The organism is Stappia sp. ES.058 (assembly GCF_900105595.1).
Lineage (GTDB): Bacteria > Pseudomonadota > Alphaproteobacteria > Rhizobiales > Stappiaceae > Stappia.
The window spans coordinates 1279479-1298273 of sequence record NZ_LT629784.1 but is presented as its reverse complement, the minus strand read 5'-3'; the positions used below and the strand labels follow the sequence as shown (position 1 = coordinate 1298273).

The window sequence follows — 18795 nt, the reverse complement described above, 5'->3', positions numbered from 1 at the left end:
CGTGAAAAGGAAGACGACACAATGATCCGACTGAGCGAAGACGCCCGCGGCGTCTATGTCATTGCCATCACACCGTTTACCGACACGGGCGCGCTCGATCTGGAGGGCTGCGACAAGCTCGTCGACTTCTATCTGGAGGCCGGCGCCACCGGCCTGACGGTGCTCGGCATGATGGGCGAAGCGCCCAAGCTCACGGTCGAGGAATCCCGCACGGTCGTCGGACGCATCCTCAAGCGGGTGCAGGGCCGCGTTCCCGTCGTCGCCGGCGTCTCGGCGCCCGGCTTTGCCCAGATCGACGCGCTGACCAGGATGGTGATGGGCGACGGCGCCGCCGGCGTGATGATCGCCCCTCCGGGCGCGCTTCGCACCGACGACCAGATCGTTGGCTATTACACGCAAGTTGCGGAGCTGATCGGCGACGTGCCCTTCGTGCTGCAGGATTTCCCACTCGCAACGAACGTGCAGATGTCGGTCTCAACCATCGCGCGGATCGTCAACACGCTTCCCAGCTGCGTCTGCCTCAAGCATGAGGACTGGCCGGGGCTTGCCAAGATCACCGCTTTGCGCAAGGAAGGCACCCTCGACCGGCGCATTTCCATCCTCTGCGGCAACGGCGGCATGTTCCTGCCGGAGGAAATGGAGCGCGGCGCCGATGGCGCGATGACCGGCTTTGCCTATCCGGAGATGATGGCGACCGTCGTGGAGCATCACGCCAGGGGCGACATGGAGCGGGCCCGCGACCTGTTCGACGCCTATCTGCCGCTCGCGCGCTTCGAGCAGCAGCCGGGCCTCGGTCTTGCCATTCGCAAATACACCCTCGCCAAGCGCGGGATCATCGCCTCCCCCGCCCTGCGCAAGCCGGGCAACGCGCTGGACGCAACGACGCGCGCGGAAGTCGACCGCCTGATCGCGCGCCAGGAAAACCGATTGAAGGAGCTGAACTGATGGATCTGGGTCTTGCCGACAAGAAAGCGCTGGTGCTCGGCGCAAGCCGTGGTCTCGGCCGTGCCATCGCCGAAACGCTGGCGGCCGAAGGTGCGCATGTGATCGCCGCCGCGCGCAACGCCGACACCATCCGCGACTGGGCCGCCGATCTGCCGGCCGGCAAGGTCGAGGCGCTCGCGCTCGATCTCACCGACATCGCGGCGGTGGACAAGGCCGTCGACGACCTGCTGGCCAAGGGTGGCGTCGACATCCTCGTCAACAACATCGGCGGCCCGCCCCCGGGCACCGCACAGGCCGCCAAGCGCGGCGACTGGATCGCCCAGTTCGAGGGCATGGCCGCCAATCTCTTCCACATCACCGGGCGCTTCCTGCCGAAGATGCAGGAACGCGGCTTCGGCCGGGTGATCACCATCGCCTCGTCGGGCGTGGAACAGCCGATCCCCAACCTCGCGCTGTCCAACGGCATTCGCGCCGCCGTCGTCGGCTGGTCGAAAACGCTGTCCAACGAAGTCGCCAAGGACGGCGTGACGGTCAACGTCGTGCTGCCGGGCCGCATCCACACCGCCCGCGTCGACGAGCTGGACGCCGCCGCCGCAAAGCGCACCGGCAAGCCGGTGGAGGACGTCGCAACCGCCTCGGCCGCCGCCATCCCCGCCGGCCGCTACGGCAAACCGCAGGAGTTCGCCGACGTCGTCACCTTCCTCGCCTCGACGCGGGCAAGCTACGTCACCGGCAGCCGCATCCGCATCGACGGCGGCGCGATCAAGGGCATCTGAGGCGGGTTGGCCTCAGAAGCGGTGAACGACGAAAGCCGGGGCGCGACACGCGCTCCGGTTTTTTAGCTTTGCGCAGACCTGGGCTTCAGATCCATAAGACGACTGAGCAAATCATGTGAGATCTGATTCAAGCTCCTGAAAGGGAGTTTGGCGCTGTTTGATGGGTTATTTTGGCTCAACGATGAGAACATTTCAAAGTTGCAGCCGTTTCTACCAACCAATACGCGTGGTAAGGCACGTGTCGATGATCGACCAGTGATCAGCGGCATCATTCATGCCCTAAAGTCTGGCGACCACTGGATTGATGCCCCGGGAGTCTGCGACCCAAGGAAAACCCTCTACAATCGGTTCGTTCGATGGGCCAACAAGGATGTAAGGATGTCTGGAGAACGGTTTTCGATAGTCGTTCGCGAAATGGCGGTCCAACTCTCAAGGTCATGATTGATAGCACGGCGGTTGGAGCCCATCGGGTCGCACGTAGCGGAATAGGGGGCTAAAGTCCATTCCCGGGGGCGATCTCATGGTGGTGCGAGAACAAAGTTCTACGCCCTGAGTGATCATCAGGGACGTCCTGTTTCCTTCCACCTGACCGGCCCAAACGTGACAGACTTTATTGGTGCCAAAGCGTTTCTTCTGCTCTTCCAGCAAGATGGTACCATGCATTGCGACAACGGCTACAATAGCGATATTATCCGTCGTTCAGTGGAAGCGGAGGAGACATTGCCCTCTCCGCCCTGCCACGCAAAACAAGACAATGGAAAAACTGTTTCTCGCCAAAATTTTACAAAGGCCGGAATGTCATCGCGCGCAAATTTGGCATGCTCAAAAAGTTCCGCTGGATAGCACCCCACAGAAACACAAGTAGTTCAACCAAAGAAAATTGCCTCAAACCGCTTCAAATGAATATTTTTACAAGAAAGTCACCGAATCCATGAACAATCTCACCCAATAACGCCAAACTCGCAACTATAAGTGCAATAGACATTCGTTTTTGAGAGTAAAATAAGAATTTCTTATCGTTTCTTTTACGAAGCCACTTTTCTTTAACAGGCGACAGTTCATCACTGTCGTTTAATTTGCTCTCTTCTTTCTGCGCTTCAAAATTATTCTCGAGGGCAATCTGCAACAGCACAAGACACGCAGCATACCCTGTTGTAAGAGCACCAAAACGGCGAAATAAATACGGATCGTCGAATAACAAAGCAAAACAGAATCCAAATATAATAATAAATATTCCCACAAAAAAGCTGACTTTATACAAACTCATCGCGGCACAAACTCCTCGACGCCATCCGGATAAATAATAGTTTTCTCGTACGCACCTTGACGTATCAGTCCGTAGTAACGTGAAAATGTGGGGTGGAAACAATAAAGTGCATCGGTTGCGGCACCGATCTGGCCGCCCTCAACAAAATGAAACCTACCATAACTGTAGCGACCAACGCCGCTACCTCGACTGTTCTCAATGCGCCCTAAGATTCCAATCTCATATAGAATGTTCCACATTTGATGCGGCTCAACTTCAGTAAGTCCCTTGAGCCTCCCGAGCACCTTGTTAACCTCCTGGTAGGTAGCTACAGGACCAACATCTGCTATTACTCGCGGTAAGTTTTCTAAGAGAAGCGGATACAATACCTTGTAGGGCGACAGAATTTGATCACAAATAAGTTCTTCAGTCTCATGAATTCCTTTGACGATCGAATCTCTCAGCAGACGCCGATAGCCTCCGGTTTCCTCATGAGAATCAAGGATAATCTTGTTCATAATTAGCAAGACATGACGGGGAACGAGATGCGTATGCCGAATTATGTAGGCAAGAGGATCTTCCTTCTGGCCAAGTCTGTTTTCAACATCGGGAGGGAGAACTTTCTTAAAGAATGCTTGCACATCTTCTCTATTGGTAAGATCAATCTCTGACGCGAAATCTTTAAAAAACAAAGGGTCATGCTCTCTTAGAAAGAGTCTATATCGATGAGCGACAACTCTTAAAAGATCGATAGGTTTCCAACGAAGTCTATAGGCCCCTTTAAAGTCTTTGAGATAGTTTGACGATCTAAATTCAGCCTCCAACTCCTCTGGAAAGCAAAATATTATGTCAATATTTGGATTCGCCGCGTTGAATTTGCTTATAGACCTCAGAAATCCTTCTGCAACTAAATAAAAAAGTTGGTTTCGAACCGGATATTTTTCCATGCTATCAAAAAGAATATAACACTTTCTATTCATTTTCACCAAATAGCTTGATATTGCCTCCTTTGCTGACTTAAAAAGGCTATCAAATACTTTCGCATCGGATATCGCATCAAGCCCCATAGGCTCCGCTTCAAAATACTGCCTGATGGGCTCAAATAAACTCTGATCTGCATCCATTTCAATAAAGTGGTCATAGAACCACTTTATGATCTCGTCCCATTCCGCTTCAAACCAATACTCTGCAACTCTCTCAGGAGAAACAAGCTCAGGATCCGCCAATTCTTCTAAATCTAAAGCTCTTTGCCGAGCAACACTTCTTACCATGTCGTGAAAATGGTCCCAAGTGACGATTGGAACGACATAGTCGCCATTTGGCAGAGAGCCTATTGAAATTTTACTTGCTCGCTCTAAGAATGTTTTATATGATTTGTATCCGGAAAGCACAGAAGACTTTCCGGAACCTTTTCGGCCCAAGATAATAGATGCGCGACGCTCAAGCGAATGAAGAAATGGCGGAACCAATTCAATTAGTTCTGCGGCATCTCTTTCTTCGGAAATATCAGACTGATCAATCGGACCAAGGGGTTCTTTTGGAGTCAATAAATCATATAGTGACAAAACAGCGCCCCCCAGACTTACATCTCGTAAATAGCCATAAAAAAACCCTACGTCAACTATCTTAGCTCACCAAATGCTCTTTGTTTACTAAACTCGGTGCCAGAATGGCGCGGCCATACAACCGACGGAAGTATGCCCACTTTTATGTACTCAGTTGATCGTATCGCCGTGCGCTTCGAGGCCCAGTAGTCCCACCGCGTCGACCCGCGCAATGCGCGCCGCCCCTCAGCGAAACAGGCTGCTTTGCCCGCGCGGAAGATAGGCGCCCTGCCCCTTTTGCGCGACCAGTTCGCCGTTCTCCACCGCGACTTCGCCGCGCAGCAGAACCGTGACCGGATGCCCGGTGATCTCCATGCCTTCATAGGGCGTGTAGTCGGCGCCGTGCTGGAGGTCGGCGTTGCGGATGGTGCCCTTTGCGGTCGGGTCCCAGATCGCGATGTCGGCATCGGACCCGACCGCAATCGTGCCCTTTTGCGGATAGAGGCCGTAGAGCTTCGCGTGGTTGGTGGCGGTGAGTTCGACGAAGCGGTTGACGTCGATGCGGCCCGTGGCGACGCCTTGCGAGAACAGGATCTGAAGCCGCGTGCCGACGCCTGGAATGCCGTTCGGGATCCAGCGGAAGGACTTTCTGCCCTTTTCCGTCTTCTTGCCGGCGCTATCCTCGAAACGGAACGGGCAGTGGTCGGAGGAGAAGAGGTCGAAGACGCCGGTCTCCAGCCCCTGCCAGCAGGCATCCTGGCTCGGCTTGTCGCGCGGTGGCGGCGAGCAGACGTATTTCGCGCCCTCGAAGTCTTCCGTGTCGAGATCCTCGGCGGTGAGCACCAGATACTGCGGGCAGGTCTCGCCGGCGATTTTCTGACCGCGCATCCGCGCACGGCCGATCTCTTCCATCGCCTCGCGGTTGGAGACATGGACGATGACGATGGGCGTGTCGACGATTTCGGCCAGCGACAGCGCGCGGTGGGTTGCCTCGCGCTCGGCGGCGATCGGCCGGCTGGTCGCGTGGTGATAGGGCGCGGTGTCGCCGTCTTCCTCGCGCCGGCCGATCAGATAGCGGATCGCGTCCTCGTTCTCGCAATGCACCAGAACGACCTGCTTCGACCGGCGCGCGGAATCGAGCGTCGCCAGGATCTCGTCGTCGCGCAGGCGCAGGCCCTCGTAGGTCATGAAGACCTTGATCGAGGTGTAGCCCTCTTCCGCGAGCGCCGGCATTTCCTGCCCCAGAACCGTCGGCGTCGGATCGGAGACGATCAGGTGGAAGCTCACGTCCGTGTAGCAGTTTCCTTCAGCGAGGGCGTGGTAGCCGTTGAGCGCCTCGCGCAGGCCGACGCCCTTTTCCTGCAGGCAGAAGGGCATCACCGTGGTGTTGCCGCCAAGGATCGCGGAGCGCGTGGCGCTTTCGAAATCATCCGCCATGACGATGCCCGCGCCCGACGGCTGGGCGATATGCACATGGCTGTCGATGCCGCCCGGCATGACCAGCAGTCCGGTCGCGTCGATCTCGCGCGCACCTTTGGCGAGATCCGAGCCGAGCGCGACGATCCTGCCGTCGCGGATGCCGACATCGCAGGTGACGGCATCGGCGGCGGTCACCACCGTGCCGCCGCGAATGACCGTGTCGAAGGGGGCCGCGCTCATGCGCCACCTGCCCGCGCCTGTCGGGCACCGCCGCGCGCCGCGTCCAGAACCGCGTCCAGTTCCCGGGTCATGCGGTCGAGTTCTTCCAGCGTGTTGTAGTGGACCATGGAAACGCGCACGACGCCGCCGGCTTCGGCCAGTCCGAGATCCTCGATCAAACGACGGGAATGGAAGTCGCCGTGACGGATGGCGATGCCCTTGGGGTCCATCTCCCGGCAGAGCGCTTCCGGCACCCAGCCGTCCACCGTGAAGGCGATGGTCGGAATGCGCGTCGAGCCGGGCGTGTTCTCGCCCTGACCGACAAGATGCACGTCGTCGCGGCCGTTGGCCCAGGCGAGCAGGCGCTCGACCAGCGTGTTTTCCTGCGCGGTAATCGCCGAAAAGGCCGCCTCGATTTGGTCGCGCGGGGATTTGCCCGCCGCGCCGGCACGTCGGCCAAGCTGCTGCAGATACTCGGTAATTCCGAGAATAGAATAAGCGAGCTCGTAGTTCGGATTGCCCGGCTCCAGCTTTCCCGGAACTTTGTCCTTGCCGTAGAAATAGTGATAGAGCGTGTCGAGCTCGAGCAGATGGGAATGCTTGCCGTACATCACGGCGGTATGCGGCCCGTAGGTCTTGTAGAGACTGAAGGCATAGTAATCGACATCGAGCGCCTGAACGTCGATGGCGCGATGCGGCGCAAAGGCGACTGCGTCGACGCAGATCCTTGCGCCGCGGGCATGGACGAAATCGGCGATCTCGCGGATCGGGTTGATTTCGCCCAGGATGTTGGAGACGTGATGCACGCAGACGAGCCGCGTGCGCTCGCTCATCAGCGGTTCGAGATCGGACAGCTCCAGCTTCAGCGTTTCATGGTTGATCGGCCAGGTCTTGATGACGATGCCGAACTCGCTGAGCCGGTCCCAGGGGCCAATGTTGCTCTCGTGATCGGCCACGCAGATGACGACCTCGTCGCCCGGCGACAGCTGGCTGCGCATCGCGGCCGCGAGGTTCTGCATCAAAACCGTTGTCGAGGCGCCGAAGACGATCTCGTCCGAGCGCTCCGCGTTCACCAGAAGCTGCGCCGCCTCGCGCGCTTGCCTGAGCGCCTCGGCCGCTGCCTGGGAGACCTCGTAGCTGCCGCCGATCTGGACGTTCTTTTCATAGAGGAACGTGTTGATGCGCTCCACCGCCCCTTTCAGGATTTGCGACCCGCCGGCATTGTCGAAAAACACCCAGCCGCTTTGCAGGCCGGGGAACTGGGCGCGGACATACTCCATGTCGAGCGGCGCATTGGTGAGCATATCTGTCTCCGAAACTGTCGTATGTGAGGTCAATGATTGAGGACCGCGCTGAGAAAGTCACGGGTCCGCGGTTCCTGCGGCGCGTCGAAGATGTCTTCCGGCTTGCCGGTCTCGACGATCTTGCCGCCGTTCATGAAAATCACCCGGTCGGCGACCTGGCGGGCGAACCCCATCTCGTGGGTCACCACGATCATGGTCACGCCGGTGCCGGCGAGATCGCGCATGACGTCGAGCACCTCGCCGACCATCTCGGGATCGAGCGCCGATGTCGGCTCGTCGAAGAGCAGCACCCGCGGCTCCATCGCGAGCGCACGAGCAATGGCGACGCGCTGCTGCTGTCCGCCCGACAGGTGCCCCGGGTATTTGTCAGCCTGCTCGCTGATCCCGACCCTTTCGAGGAGTTCGCGTGCCTTCCTTTCGGCCTGCTCGCGGGAAAGGCCGCGCACGCGCAGGGGTGCCAGCATGATGTTGCGCAGTACCGTCATGTGCGGAAACAGGTTGAAGGACTGGAACACCATTCCGACCTCGGCGCGCACCTGCGCGAGATGCTTGCCAGGCTCCACCGGGATCTTGTCGACCAGAACCGTGCTCTCGTCCGAAAAGCTCTCCAGCAGGTTGATGCAGCGGATCAAGGTCGACTTGCCCGACCCCGACGGTCCGATCACGCAGACGACCTCGCCCTCGGCGATGTCGAGGTCGATGTCGGTGAGGGCTGCGAAGGCGCCATAGTGCTTGTTGAGATTGCGGATCTCGATGAAGGACGACATCAGCGGGCTCCCCTTTGTCCCATGTGCCGCTCGAAGCGGGACACGAGTGCCACCAGCGGCCACAGAAACGCCAGATAGATCAGCGCCGCCCCGATCAGCGGGCTGGGATTGGCGGCAAGCGCCTGGGCCTGCGTCGCCTGTTTCAGCAGATCCGGCATGGCGACCACGGAGGCGAGTGCCGTGTCCTTCATCACGTTGATGCAGTTGTTGGTCAGCGGCGGTATAACGATCTTGACGGCCTGCGGCAGCACCACGTCGACCATCATGTGCCGGTAGCCAAGACCGAGCGCGCGCGAGGCCTCGAACTGGCCCGACGGGATCGCCTCGATGCCGGCACGAAAGATCTCCGCCGTATAGGCCCCGGAGACGAGCGTCAACGCCGTCACCGCGGACAGGAACGGCGACAGCCGGATGCCGACGAAGGGCAGCGCATAATAGACGACGATGAGCAGCACGAGCAGCGGGATCGAGCGGAAGATGTCGATATACAGCCGCGCGATCAGCACAAGCGGCTTGGCGGCATAGAGACGGATCAGCGACAGGAAAAGGCCGAGCACCAGGCCGGCCAGGATGCTGGTCGCGCCGATCTGGATGGTGATCCACAGGCCCGAGAGCAGCATCGGAAAGGTGCGGATCAGGATCGGAACGTTGAAGAAGGTATCGAGCAGGTCCATGGGGCGTCCCAAGGTGCGGGGCCTGAAACAAGTGGCGGCGGGGGGCGGCCGGAACCGCACCCCGCTCCGTCGCAAGAGCTTATTTCAGGCTCGGCATGTCGAGAACCTTCACCGTCGAGGTGGTGTCTTCCGGCATCGCGCCGAACCACTTCTCGTGAAGTTTGGCGACGACACCCTCTTCCTTGAGGGTCGTCAGAACCGCGTTCACTTCCTTGGCCAGCGCCGCGTCCTTGGCAAACATCATGGAGTATTTCTCACCCGTCTCGATGCGCTGGATCACGGCGAGGTTCGGCTTGTCCTTGGTGTAGTAGAGAAGCGCGGGAATATCGCTGATGTAGCCGTCGATCCGCCCTGCCGCGAGGTCGAGCATCGCGGGCGCCAGCCCCTCGTAACGGCGAATGTCGGAGAAGCCGTATGTGTCGGTGTTCTCGGTTGCCCACATGTCGCCGGTCGAACCAGTGTCGACGCCGATCACCTTGCCGGACATGTCGTCGAGCGAGGTGAGGCCGCTCGCCGTCGTCGCCGTCAGCGACTGGTCGCTGTCGTAGTAGGGCTGCGCGAAGGTCACCGATTCCAGACGCTTGTCGGTGATGGTGATCGACGAGACGGCAATGTCGATCCGGCCGGACTGAACGGCGGAAAACAGGCCGTTGAAGGGAATGTTCTCGAAGGCGACCGACTTGTCGAGACGGCCGGCGACCTCATTCACGAGATCGACCTCGAAGCCCACGGTCTTGCCGGCTTCATCCTGGAATTCCCACGGCACGTTGCCGATGTTGGCGCCGACGGTGAGATCGGCGGCGAGAACCGGCGCGCTGCCGGCCGCAACCGTCATGAAGCCCGCAAAGGCGGCGGATTTGAGCAAAGAACGGATTTTCATGTGAAGTCCCCTGGTGGCGAGTGTTTTTAATTTGGTCTAACTGGTCTGACCAGTTAGACCAAATAACCGCTTTGCAGCGATGAGTGCAAGGTGGAATGTTGAGCACTCCCGGCCGGGTCGGCGCGCGCGCCCCGCACCGGCGCACATGCGTTCACAAAGACAAAAAGGCGACAAAGCGGATGTTCACGCGGATCCCGGTGCCACAGGGCGTGGCGCGCAAACTCCAGACGATGATTCTCGAAGGCGACCTGAAGGCCGGCGAAAAAATCCCTTCACAACGCGAACTTTCCGAACGGTTCGGTGTCAGCCGGGCCTCCCTGCGCGAAGCGCTGATGACGCTCGAGACCATCGGTCTGGTCAAGACTGAAGCGGGACGGGGCACCTTCGTCGTCGGCACCTCGCCGGCGTCGGCCAAGACGATGGCGGAATGGCGCTATTCCCATACCTATTCGCTGAAGGAGGTGTTCGAGACGCGACTGATGCTTGAAGGTGAAATTGCCGCGCGCGCGGCCGGCCGCCTCGTCGCCGACGATCTCGACACGCTCGCGCGTCTCACCGACGACATGGAGCGCTCATGGGCGGCGCGCGACTATCTCGCCAACGTCGAGGCGGACCTGAAATTCCACGCGATCATCGCGCGCGCCTGCGGCAACAAGATGCTGAGCGAACTCTATGGCCAGGTGCGCGACCAGGTCACGGAAACGCAGCGCCAGCCGATCCCGATCACGGATCCCAAGCGCATGGAAGCCTCCGTGAGCGAGCACCGGCGGCTGATCGACGCCCTTGCGTGCGGCGATTCCGTTGCCGCCCGTCGCGCCATGAGCGAGCATGTGGCAAACACCGCCGCCTGCGCCGGCTACGACATCTGCGAATGCGGCACGCCCGGCGACCGGAGCTGACACACGACAGGGCTGCCCCGTCAGCGTGCGGCGAAGACAAGAAGCGCAAGAAGCACAAGTCCGTTCAGGATCCAGAACACGATCAGTCCTCGCGCCTTCGACCCGTATCCTTGATGGCGGTCAGTCATAGTGGAACCTCTCCGCCAGTATGTTTCGTGGGGCGACGCCGATCCCGATCAGCGTGTCTTCGACAATTTCCATCATCGCCGGCGGTCCGCACAGGACGAAAAGCCAGTCGCGGTACTGTTCCTCGCCGAAGAGCGCACGAATGCGCGCAGCATCGATGATCCCGACTTCGCCGCTCCAGTCCGCGGGCGGATCGCTCAACACCTGGACGACCTGCGTCTTGTGCACGCGCCGCAACCTTGCCAGTTTATCGCCAAGGGCGATCTGGTCGGCGGCGCGGTTGCCGTAGACGAGCACCGTGGGCCGGGTGTCAGCCTCGAGGACCAGTTGGCCCAGAAGCGAAAACATCGGCGCGATCCCGACTCCGCCCGCGATGAAGGCGATGCCCGGTGCAGCACGACCCTCGAGGGTCAAATGGCCATGCGGGCCATCGAGATGAACCTGCGTGCCCGTGCGAACACGCGACAGGCTGCTGGTGAAATCTCCCAGTTCCTTGATCAGGAACCGGACTTCGCGGCCGTCGCCGGGGGCGGAGCAGATCGAGAACGGATTTTCATTCAGCGAAAACGGACTGTGGCCGACGTTGAGCCAGACGAACTGTCCGGCGCGATAGTCCAGCCCCTCATGCCCGTCAGGCGCGATTGCCAGCTCCCAGGTCCGCTCCGCCACCTGGCGCACCGCGCTCACATGCCACTTTCTCCGGAGTTGCAGGAGCGGCTTGACGACATAAACGACCAGCAGCGACACGACGGCGAGACCGAGCAATCCGCTCCAGAACCAGCGCAGCATCCAGTCCTGGCTGTAGCGCCCGGCCTCCACCGCATGCAGATACACCAGACCGGCGACGGCAAGCGCGCCCATCCCATGCAGGAACCGCCATGTCTCATAGCGGAACGGGAGCTTGTCCCGCCCGATGGAGAGGATCACCAGCGACGGCAGGAGCAGAAAGGCCAGGACCCCCGTGACAAGCCCCTCCCCCTCGAAGGTCAGCGTCAATTGGCGTGTCGGGTCATAGGGCAGCGGACGATTGAATGGCAGTGTGTAAAGAAAAGGATGGACCACCGCGAGCGCGAGCGCCGTGCGCGCAAGTAGCTGGTGAAACCGCATGGTGACATCCATGCCGACCCGCCCGGAAACCGCGCGGAAACGCCCCGAGAGCAGGAACTCGGCGAGCAGGATTGCAAATGCGACGAGACCGGCCCCCGCGGCCAGTTCATCCAGCACCGGACGCGGCGGCCAACCACCGGCGACGGCAAGGCCAAGCGGCGCAAAAACGACCAAGAGATAAAGACCTATCAGGGCAATCGCGGGCATCCACACTCCGTTCGACATCGTTGACAACCGCTGACAGCGAAGCGGCAGTCGTCCGGCGATAGGGCCACATGGTCCGGAGCGATGCAACCTGACACCCCTGCGGTCGCGTTTGTTCAGGCCATCCCAGGGTGCGGACTCACGCGGACAAGCGCGTCGGCGAGATCCTCGAGCGTATCGATCACGCAGGTCGCGCCCAGGTCTTCCACCGCGATGTTCGTGTACCCGCCCCGAACCGCGATGCTCGGGAAACCGCCTGCCAGCGCCGCATCGATGTCGGCCGGACTGTCGCCGACAAGGATGGCGTCTTCCGGCGCCACGCCGAGTTCCCGACAAGCGTGAAACAGCATTTCGGGATCGGGCTTGCGGGTGGCGCAGGTATCTCCTCCGACAACGACGGTGAAGGCTGTTTCGAACCCGAAGTGTTTGACGATTTCACGGGCAAACGCTTCCGGCTTGTTGGTAACCACGGCAAGGCGATGACCGCGCTGACGGAGCCAGGCTGCCGCCGCAGCGGCGCCGGGCATCGGGGTCGTGGCGACAGTGAGCCCCTTCCGGTAAACCTCCATCATGCGGGCGGTCATCGTCGTGAGTTCGTCTTCCTCCAGGGATTTGCCCGATGCCTCGAACGCGCGTTCGACAAGCTTGCGGATGCCGTTGCCGACCATCTTGCGCACGTCCGCAACCTCGAGCGCGGGGAATCCGTTCGCGACCAGAACCGCGTTGATGGCATCGGCGATATCCGGAACGCTGTCGACAAGGGTCCCGTCGAGATCGAAGAGAAGTGCGCGCGGCCGAGGCGTGTCCGATATCGGTGGGTCGATGGACAAGCGGTATCCTTCCATTCTGCAGTCAGGAAAAATTTTGCGGCACAAACCGGAGACGCCCTAAAAATCTGTGGAACAGCTCCTCTAAAAGACAACTATTCCGCTTTTAAAGCAAAGACTTGCGACGTGCAATTCACATCGTCGGACCGTTGTGGAGGCTGGTCACCCCGCCCAAAGATGCCGTTGGGTCTGGATCGGGCGACACTCCAACGGCACCGCAAAGATATGCACAAGTTTTGCGCACCAGTTTGCGCTGATGTCATGAATATGCCAGTTTCAGCGCGGTTTAGCGCAGCGAGAGGCTGGGGCCAATTGTCTTGCGAACCGGGTTTCCGGCAATGTGAGCGCACATTGCAGCGGTGACACGATTGGAATGGATGGCGCGATCCGGATCGTCCCAGGCGATACCGCGCCATTGGTGAAGCCGTGGCACTCCGACCGCCGGGTGCAACAATGGCCCCGCTTGTCCATCAATGACGACCGACCCTCTTGCCCGCTGTCGTGACGCGGAAGGAGAGTCGGTTTTCGACAAGGAGACGACGCCAGGAGATAGTCGAAAGACGGACATCGGGCGTTTAATTGGAAAATTCCAAACATGGAGGTGCGAGACACCAGTATGTACAAGAAAATTATTGTTCCAGTCGATCTGGCGCATGCCCAGAAACTGGCAAAAGCGATGAAAACGGCAGCCGACCTCGCGCGCCATTATCAAATCCCGGTCTGCTACGTGGGTGTCACCACAGAAACACCCGGATCCGTCGCTCATACGCCCACCGAGTATTCGGAAAAGCTGGCGACCTTTGCCAAGGCGCAGAGCGAAGCGAATGGCATCGAGACCTCCAGCCACATGGTTGTGACACATGATCCGTCAATCGACCTCGACCCTGCGCTCCTGAAGGCGATCGACGAAACCGGGGCAGACCTCGTGGTCATGGCCTCGCATGTGCCGAATGTCGCGGACTATCTGTGGCCGTCCAACGGCGGAACAGTCGCCGGGCGATCGAAGGCATCCGTTTTCGTCGTTCGCGAGAGCTGATCCTGCTCCAATGGAACCGCCGCAAAGGCGCATGACCAACTCACACAGGAACAACAAATGACAGACCAAGGCAGCACAGGGATCCCGGATCCCGAAGGCGCGTCCGACCTCATCGATACCGAATTCGAGATTGGCCAGGACAACATCGAGGGCAATGTCGGGCCGTTCGGTTTCGACATCCACAATCCGGTTTTCATGATTTCCGGTCTCACGGTGACGGCCTTCGTCATTTACGCGCTTCTCGCGCCCGACCAGGCGGGCTCGTTCTTTGGATGGCTGCGACCGACGCTCACCAGCACGTTCGACTGGTTTTTCCTGAGTGCCGCCAATGTGTTCGTGATTTTCTGCCTCGGCCTGATCATCAGCCCCTGGGGCAGTGTCCGTCTGGGAGGCAAGGAAGCCTCGCCCGATTACAGCTACATCGGCTGGTTCGCCATGCTCTTTGCGGCCGGCATGGGCATCGGCCTGATGTTCTTCGGCGTTCTCGAGCCGGTTTATCACATGGCGATTTCCCAGCCGCTGGGCGTTCCTTCGCCGATTGCCGAGGACGGCAGCATCATTGCCGGAAACGTTGACGCCGCCAAGAAGATGGGTCTGGCCGCCACGATCTACCATTGGGGCCTGCACCCCTGGGCGATCTACGCTGTTGTCGCTCTGGCGCTGGCGCTCTTCAGTTTCAACAAGGGTTTGCCGCTCTCGATCCGCTCTGCGTTCTATCCGATTTTTGGCGAACGCGTGTGGGGCTGGACCGGTCACGTCATCGACATTCTCGCGGTCTTCGCGACGCTTTTCGGTCTCGCGACCTCGCTCGGCCTGGGGGCCCAGCAGGCCAACGCCGGTCTTGAGTATGTCTATGGCGTGCCGAACACAATCACGGTTCAGGTGATCCTGATCATCGGCATCACCTCGATTGCCCTGGTTTCCGTGCTTCGCGGCCTGGACGGCGGCGTCAAGATCCTGTCGGAAATCAACATGGGCATCGCGGCCCTTTTGCTTCTCTTTGTCCTGATCGCGGGGCCGACGGTGGCAATTTTCACCGACTTCCTGAGCGGCCTGACAGCCTATGCGACCGACCTCGTGGCCCTGTCCAATCCGGTCGGACGGACTGACGACGGTTACCGTCAGGGCTGGACGGCCTTCTACTGGGCCTGGTGGATCAGCTGGTCGCCGTTTGTCGGCATGTTCATCGCCCGCGTCAGCCGCGGCCGTACGGTGCGCGAGTTTCTCACCTGCGTGCTGATCATCCCCTCGCTCGTCTGCGTGTTGTGGATGGCTGTCTTCGGCGGCGTCGCCATCGACCAGGTGTTGAGCGATCCGGCAACGAGCGCGGTGAAGGCGAACGTGATCGACAGCTACCATCCCGAGCTTTCGCTCTTCGCGATGCTCGAAGGCCTGCCGCTTGCCGCCATCACCTCGACGATCGGCATCGTGCTCGTCATCGTGTTCTTCGTGACTTCGTCGGACTCCGGCTCGCTGGTGATCGACACGATCACCGCAGGCGGCAAAGTGGACGCGCCGGTTCCCCAGCGCGTGTTCTGGTGCACCTTCGAAGGGCTTGTCGCGATCGTGTTGCTCATCGGTGGCGGACTGGGTTCGCTGCAGGCGATGGTGATCTCCACCGGACTGCCCTTTACCCTTGTACTCCTGCTGATGTGCTGGGCAATCTTCAAGGGACTGCTCACCGAGGAACGGTGATAAACTAGGGCTGACGTTTCCGGGCGCGGCTTTGGCCGCCGCGCCCGGTTGTTTATTCAACGTCGCTGAAGGACCCTTGCGAGATGATGCATCTGCTTATCCCACCGGTTCTTTGGCTCATTCTTCTGGTCGCGATGGCCGTTCTGGGCGAAACCGCTCCGGTCGCGACCGTATTCGGCACGCCCGCAAGGCTCCTCGGCTGGGCGATAATTGTTGCCGGGCTGGCACTGCAAGCAGTGGCGGCCGGTCAATTCGTCAAGGCCCGCACCAATCTCCACGCGTTCCGCGATCCGGACAAGCTCATCACCACCGGCGTTTTCGCGATGAGCCGCAATCCGATGTATCTCGGCTTCGTCCTGACGCTTGTCGGCGCCGCCCTGCTGCTCAACACGGTTTTCACGCTCATCGGCCCCCTGGTGTTCTTCGCGGTGGCCAATTTCTGGTACATCCCCCGGGAGGAGCGTATCGCGGACGACCTGTTCGGGGAGCCCTATCGCGCCTATCGCGCCCGGGTGCGCCGCTGGCTGTAGTCACCAGACCCGTCCGCTCGGGCCACATCCTGGGTGCCGACGTAATGCACATGTGCCTTCGCAAGCATGGATGAAATCTCCGCCAGCAACTCGGACCGCCGCGGGCTCTTGTCTGACGCGTAATTGAGGTTGCGGAACAGTCCCGTGAGCTGGATGAAGAACGCGCGCGCCGCTTCCTTGTCGTCGAAGGCAAACGTATGACCGATCGCACGGCAGACGAGATCGAATGTCTCGCGCTGGCGGGCAAGCGGCGCGGACATATCGACATCGTCGAATGCGTCCTGCTGCAGATAGACCATATCGACGAAGAGCGCCTTTTGCTGGGTGACGAAGTCATCAAGGGTAACCCCATCCTCGCCCGTCACCTGCATCATCCGCGAGATCTCGTCTCCCTTGTGCAGCAGGTCGGTCACCGCATCGACCTGGCCCGCCCAGTCGGGTCCGAGTTCGCGCGCGAACCAGTCGGCCAACTGGGTGCGGTAACGCGACCAGGAGATCAACGGATCGACGGCCGGGTAGAACCGTTTGTAGGCGCGGTCATAGGACAGGCCGAGGAAGGCCTTCACGGTGCCAAGCGTCGCCTGGGTGACCGGCTCCTCGAAGTTTCCACCCGCCGGCGACACCGTTCCGATCACCGTCAGACTGCCGGTCGATCCGTTGCGCGTGCGCATCACCCCGGCGCGTTCGTAAACTCCGCGGATCGCTGAATCGAGATAGGCCGGAAAGGCCTCCTCACCCGGAATTTCCTCCAGCCGGCCGGATGTCTCGCGCATGGCCTGTGCCCAGCGCGAGGTCGAATCCGCGATCAGGAGAACGTCCAGCCCCATCTGGCGGTAATATTCGCCGAGCGTGATGCCGGTGTAGATCGAGGCCTCGCGTGCCGCCACCGGCATGGAGGACGTGTTGCACACCAGCACCGTGCGCTCCATCAGCGTTCCGTCGCCGGAGGGATCCGGCTGGTTCGGAAACTCGGTGATGGTTTCCACCACCTCGCCGGCCCGCTCGCCGCAGGCCACCACGATCACGACGTCAACATCGGAAAACCGGGATATCAACGACTGAAGCACGGTCTTGCCCGCACCGAAGGGCCCCGGTATGCACCCGGTGCCACCGCGTGCGATCGGAAAGAATGTGTCGATCAGGCGAATGGTCGTGATCAGCGGGTCGCCCGGGTAAAGCCGCTCACCACGCCCCATCCGGTTCAGCGTTTCCGGGATCGGGCGGCGCACCGGCCAGCGCTGCGCCATCGTGAGTTCATGCAGTCGGCCATCATCGTCACGCAGCGTGGCGATCACCTCGTCGATCGTATGGGCCCCTTCGCGAATGCGCTCCACGGTGAGCCCACCGCGCGTGGCGAAGGGTACCATGACCTTGTGCGCGAAACGCCCCTCCGGAACCGTTCCCAGCTCGTCGCCGGCGTGCACCGTATCCCCGGACCGAACGGTCGGCGTGAACGCCCATTTGCGGCGGGTATCGAGTGCGGGAATGACAATGCCGCGCGGCAGAAAGAAGCCATGGTCCGACGCGACATCGGCGAGCGGCGTCTGCAATCCGTCGAAGACACCGCCGAGCAGCCCCGGGGCCAGCGTGACAGACAGCATTTCACCGGTCTGGATCACCCGGTCGCCGATGCGCACGCCCTGCGTGCTTTCAAACACCTGCGCGTCGGCGGTCGCCCCTCGCACACGCAAGATCTCCGCGCGGAGATATTCCGCGCGCTGACCCGCGCGCTCCGGCCCGTGGGGAATGATGTAGACGACCTCGTTCTTCATCAGCGGCTGATCACCGGTCGGGGCGAGAGTCACCAGGTCATCCTGGACCGCAATGATTTCCGCGCTCGGTGCCGGCAGTTCCGAAAGTTCCGTCATTGCGACAAGCTCCCCGCCGTCCCTGCGCTCGATGGTGTGACATTGCCCGCGCTCCATGCACCGGCCAGCGTCGAATGAAGCAGCGCTTCCAGTCTGTCGCGTGCGCGCCCGGCATCGTAGCGCTGCCAGCGCTCGATCAGTTGAAACCGCAGGACGTAAAGCGTCACCGCCTCGAAATCGAACTGGTGATGGGCCGCGGCCCGGTCGATCTGCCGATAGATTTCCGTCAGCACCGCGCGCTCCAGCCCGATGTGGTCTCCCCCGGCACACAAGGCCTGGGCCTCGCGAAGCCAGGGGCGTGCACGGCCCAACCCGAAGGTCGGATCGCTCCAGTTTGTGCGGATCGCCCGGGCGACGGCCATACGCCGCCATCCGGAAACCGCACCGGGGTCCTCCGCCCCGTCCCGGCGCAGGCGAAGGGCGGCAACCAGCATCCGCGTTTCAAGCCGCTCCCGCAGAATGGCGACCAGGTCCGGAAAGACCTCAGCCAGGCCGCAGGTCTCCTCGAACCGGGCGACGACCTCCGCATCGCTCTCGCAACCGGCGACGCCCGGCCAGGACGTCACACGGGTGACACGGTCGAGAAGCCGACGGTCGTCATCGTCGAGCATCGACAATCTCTCTTCCAGCCGATAGCGCGACATCGGCAGATTCACATTGCTGAAGAGCGCGCCGAGGTGCGGCAGGCTTGCCGCCAGCGTGATGTATTGGAACGAACCGTCACCCATC

17 protein-coding genes and 1 pseudogene are annotated in these 18795 nt (G+C 60.8%); 7 read left to right on the top strand and 11 right to left on the bottom strand.

What is annotated here, in order from left to right; all coding sequences use genetic code 11:
- The first annotated feature begins 21 nt into the window (after positions 1-21).
- The 3 genes and pseudogenes from BLU32_RS05975 to BLU32_RS05965 all read left to right on the top strand — a co-directional run bounded on the left by BLU32_RS05975 (position 22) and on the right by BLU32_RS05965 (position 2656).
- On the top strand, positions 22-945 hold the full coding sequence (locus tag BLU32_RS05975; RefSeq protein WP_093805426.1) for a dihydrodipicolinate synthase family protein: 924 nt from the start codon (positions 22-24) through the stop codon (positions 943-945).
- Entirely contained in the window at positions 945-1721 is a 777-nt protein-coding gene (locus BLU32_RS05970) for an SDR family oxidoreductase (protein WP_093805425.1), read from the top strand. Before BLU32_RS05975 ends, BLU32_RS05970 begins: the two co-directional genes overlap by 1 nt.
- A gap of 153 nt (positions 1722-1874) precedes the next feature.
- Positions 1875-2656, top strand: a pseudogene (locus BLU32_RS05965) (IS5 family transposase).
- On the opposite strand, the gene BLU32_RS21645 reads toward BLU32_RS05965, so the two are convergent.
- The 7 genes from BLU32_RS21645 to BLU32_RS05940 form a co-directional block, all read right to left on the bottom strand.
- On the bottom strand, positions 2617-2988 hold the full coding sequence (locus BLU32_RS21645; protein WP_157727529.1) for a hypothetical protein: 372 nt from the start codon (positions 2986-2988) through the stop codon (positions 2617-2619). The pseudogene BLU32_RS05965 and the gene BLU32_RS21645 overlap by 40 nt on opposite strands.
- Entirely contained in the window at positions 2985-4532 is a 1548-nt protein-coding gene (locus BLU32_RS21640; protein WP_157727528.1) for a P-loop ATPase, Sll1717 family, read from the bottom strand. The genes BLU32_RS21645 and BLU32_RS21640 overlap by 4 nt, the downstream gene beginning before the upstream one ends.
- A gap of 225 nt (positions 4533-4757) precedes the next feature.
- A complete protein-coding gene (gene hydA, locus BLU32_RS05960; protein WP_093805424.1) occupies positions 4758-6170 on the bottom strand; it encodes a dihydropyrimidinase in 1413 nt (470 codons plus the stop codon).
- Positions 6167-7453, bottom strand: coding sequence for a cysteine desulfurase-like protein (locus BLU32_RS05955; protein ID WP_093805423.1), 1287 nt, complete (start codon positions 7451-7453; stop codon positions 6167-6169). The genes hydA and BLU32_RS05955 overlap by 4 nt, the downstream gene beginning before the upstream one ends.
- A gap of 29 nt (positions 7454-7482) precedes the next feature.
- Entirely contained in the window at positions 7483-8220 is a 738-nt protein-coding gene (locus BLU32_RS05950; protein WP_093805422.1) for an amino acid ABC transporter ATP-binding protein, read from the bottom strand.
- On the bottom strand, positions 8220-8894 hold the full coding sequence (locus BLU32_RS05945; protein WP_093805421.1) for an amino acid ABC transporter permease: 675 nt from the start codon (positions 8892-8894) through the stop codon (positions 8220-8222). Before BLU32_RS05945 ends, BLU32_RS05950 begins: the two co-directional genes overlap by 1 nt.
- Positions 8895-8973: 79 nt before the next feature.
- Positions 8974-9774 (bottom strand): ABC transporter substrate-binding protein, encoded by an 801-nt coding sequence (locus tag BLU32_RS05940; protein WP_093805420.1) that lies wholly within the window; start codon positions 9772-9774, stop codon positions 8974-8976.
- A gap of 179 nt (positions 9775-9953) precedes the next feature.
- Between BLU32_RS05940 and BLU32_RS05935 the strand changes: the two genes are divergently transcribed.
- Complete coding sequence (locus tag BLU32_RS05935) at positions 9954-10673, top strand: FadR/GntR family transcriptional regulator (RefSeq protein WP_093810660.1); 720 nt, start codon at positions 9954-9956, stop codon at positions 10671-10673.
- A gap of 120 nt (positions 10674-10793) precedes the next feature.
- Here the strand turns inward: BLU32_RS05935 and BLU32_RS05930 are convergent, their stop codons facing one another.
- Entirely contained in the window at positions 10794-12113 is a 1320-nt protein-coding gene (locus BLU32_RS05930) for a ferric reductase-like transmembrane domain-containing protein (RefSeq protein ID WP_172838536.1), read from the bottom strand.
- A 113-nt stretch (positions 12114-12226) separates the two neighbouring features.
- Complete coding sequence (gene gph / locus BLU32_RS05925; protein ID WP_244501802.1) at positions 12227-12940, bottom strand: phosphoglycolate phosphatase; 714 nt, start codon at positions 12938-12940, stop codon at positions 12227-12229.
- A 613-nt stretch (positions 12941-13553) separates the two neighbouring features.
- Here gph and BLU32_RS05920 point away from each other — a divergent pair.
- The 3 genes from BLU32_RS05920 to BLU32_RS05910 all read left to right on the top strand — a co-directional run bounded on the left by BLU32_RS05920 (position 13554) and on the right by BLU32_RS05910 (position 16198).
- Positions 13554-13973, top strand: a complete 420-nt coding sequence (locus BLU32_RS05920) for a universal stress protein (RefSeq protein ID WP_093805417.1) — start codon at positions 13554-13556, stop codon at positions 13971-13973.
- 57 nt (positions 13974-14030) lie between these two features.
- Positions 14031-15668, top strand: coding sequence for a BCCT family transporter (locus tag BLU32_RS05915; RefSeq protein ID WP_093805416.1), 1638 nt, complete (start codon positions 14031-14033; stop codon positions 15666-15668).
- 83 nt (positions 15669-15751) lie between these two features.
- Positions 15752-16198 carry an isoprenylcysteine carboxylmethyltransferase family protein gene (locus tag BLU32_RS05910; RefSeq protein ID WP_093805415.1) on the top strand — a complete coding sequence of 149 codons (447 nt, stop codon included), beginning with the start codon at positions 15752-15754 and terminating at the stop codon, positions 16196-16198.
- On the opposite strand, the gene BLU32_RS05905 is transcribed toward BLU32_RS05910, so the two are convergent.
- Entirely contained in the window at positions 16168-18066 is a 1899-nt protein-coding gene (locus BLU32_RS05905; protein WP_093805414.1) for a V-type ATP synthase subunit A, read from the bottom strand. The genes BLU32_RS05910 and BLU32_RS05905 overlap by 31 nt on opposite strands.
- Entirely contained in the window at positions 18063-18794 is a 732-nt protein-coding gene (locus tag BLU32_RS05900) for a DUF2764 family protein (protein WP_093805413.1), read from the bottom strand. Before BLU32_RS05900 ends, BLU32_RS05905 begins: the two co-directional genes overlap by 4 nt.
- Position 18795 lies beyond the last annotated feature (1 nt).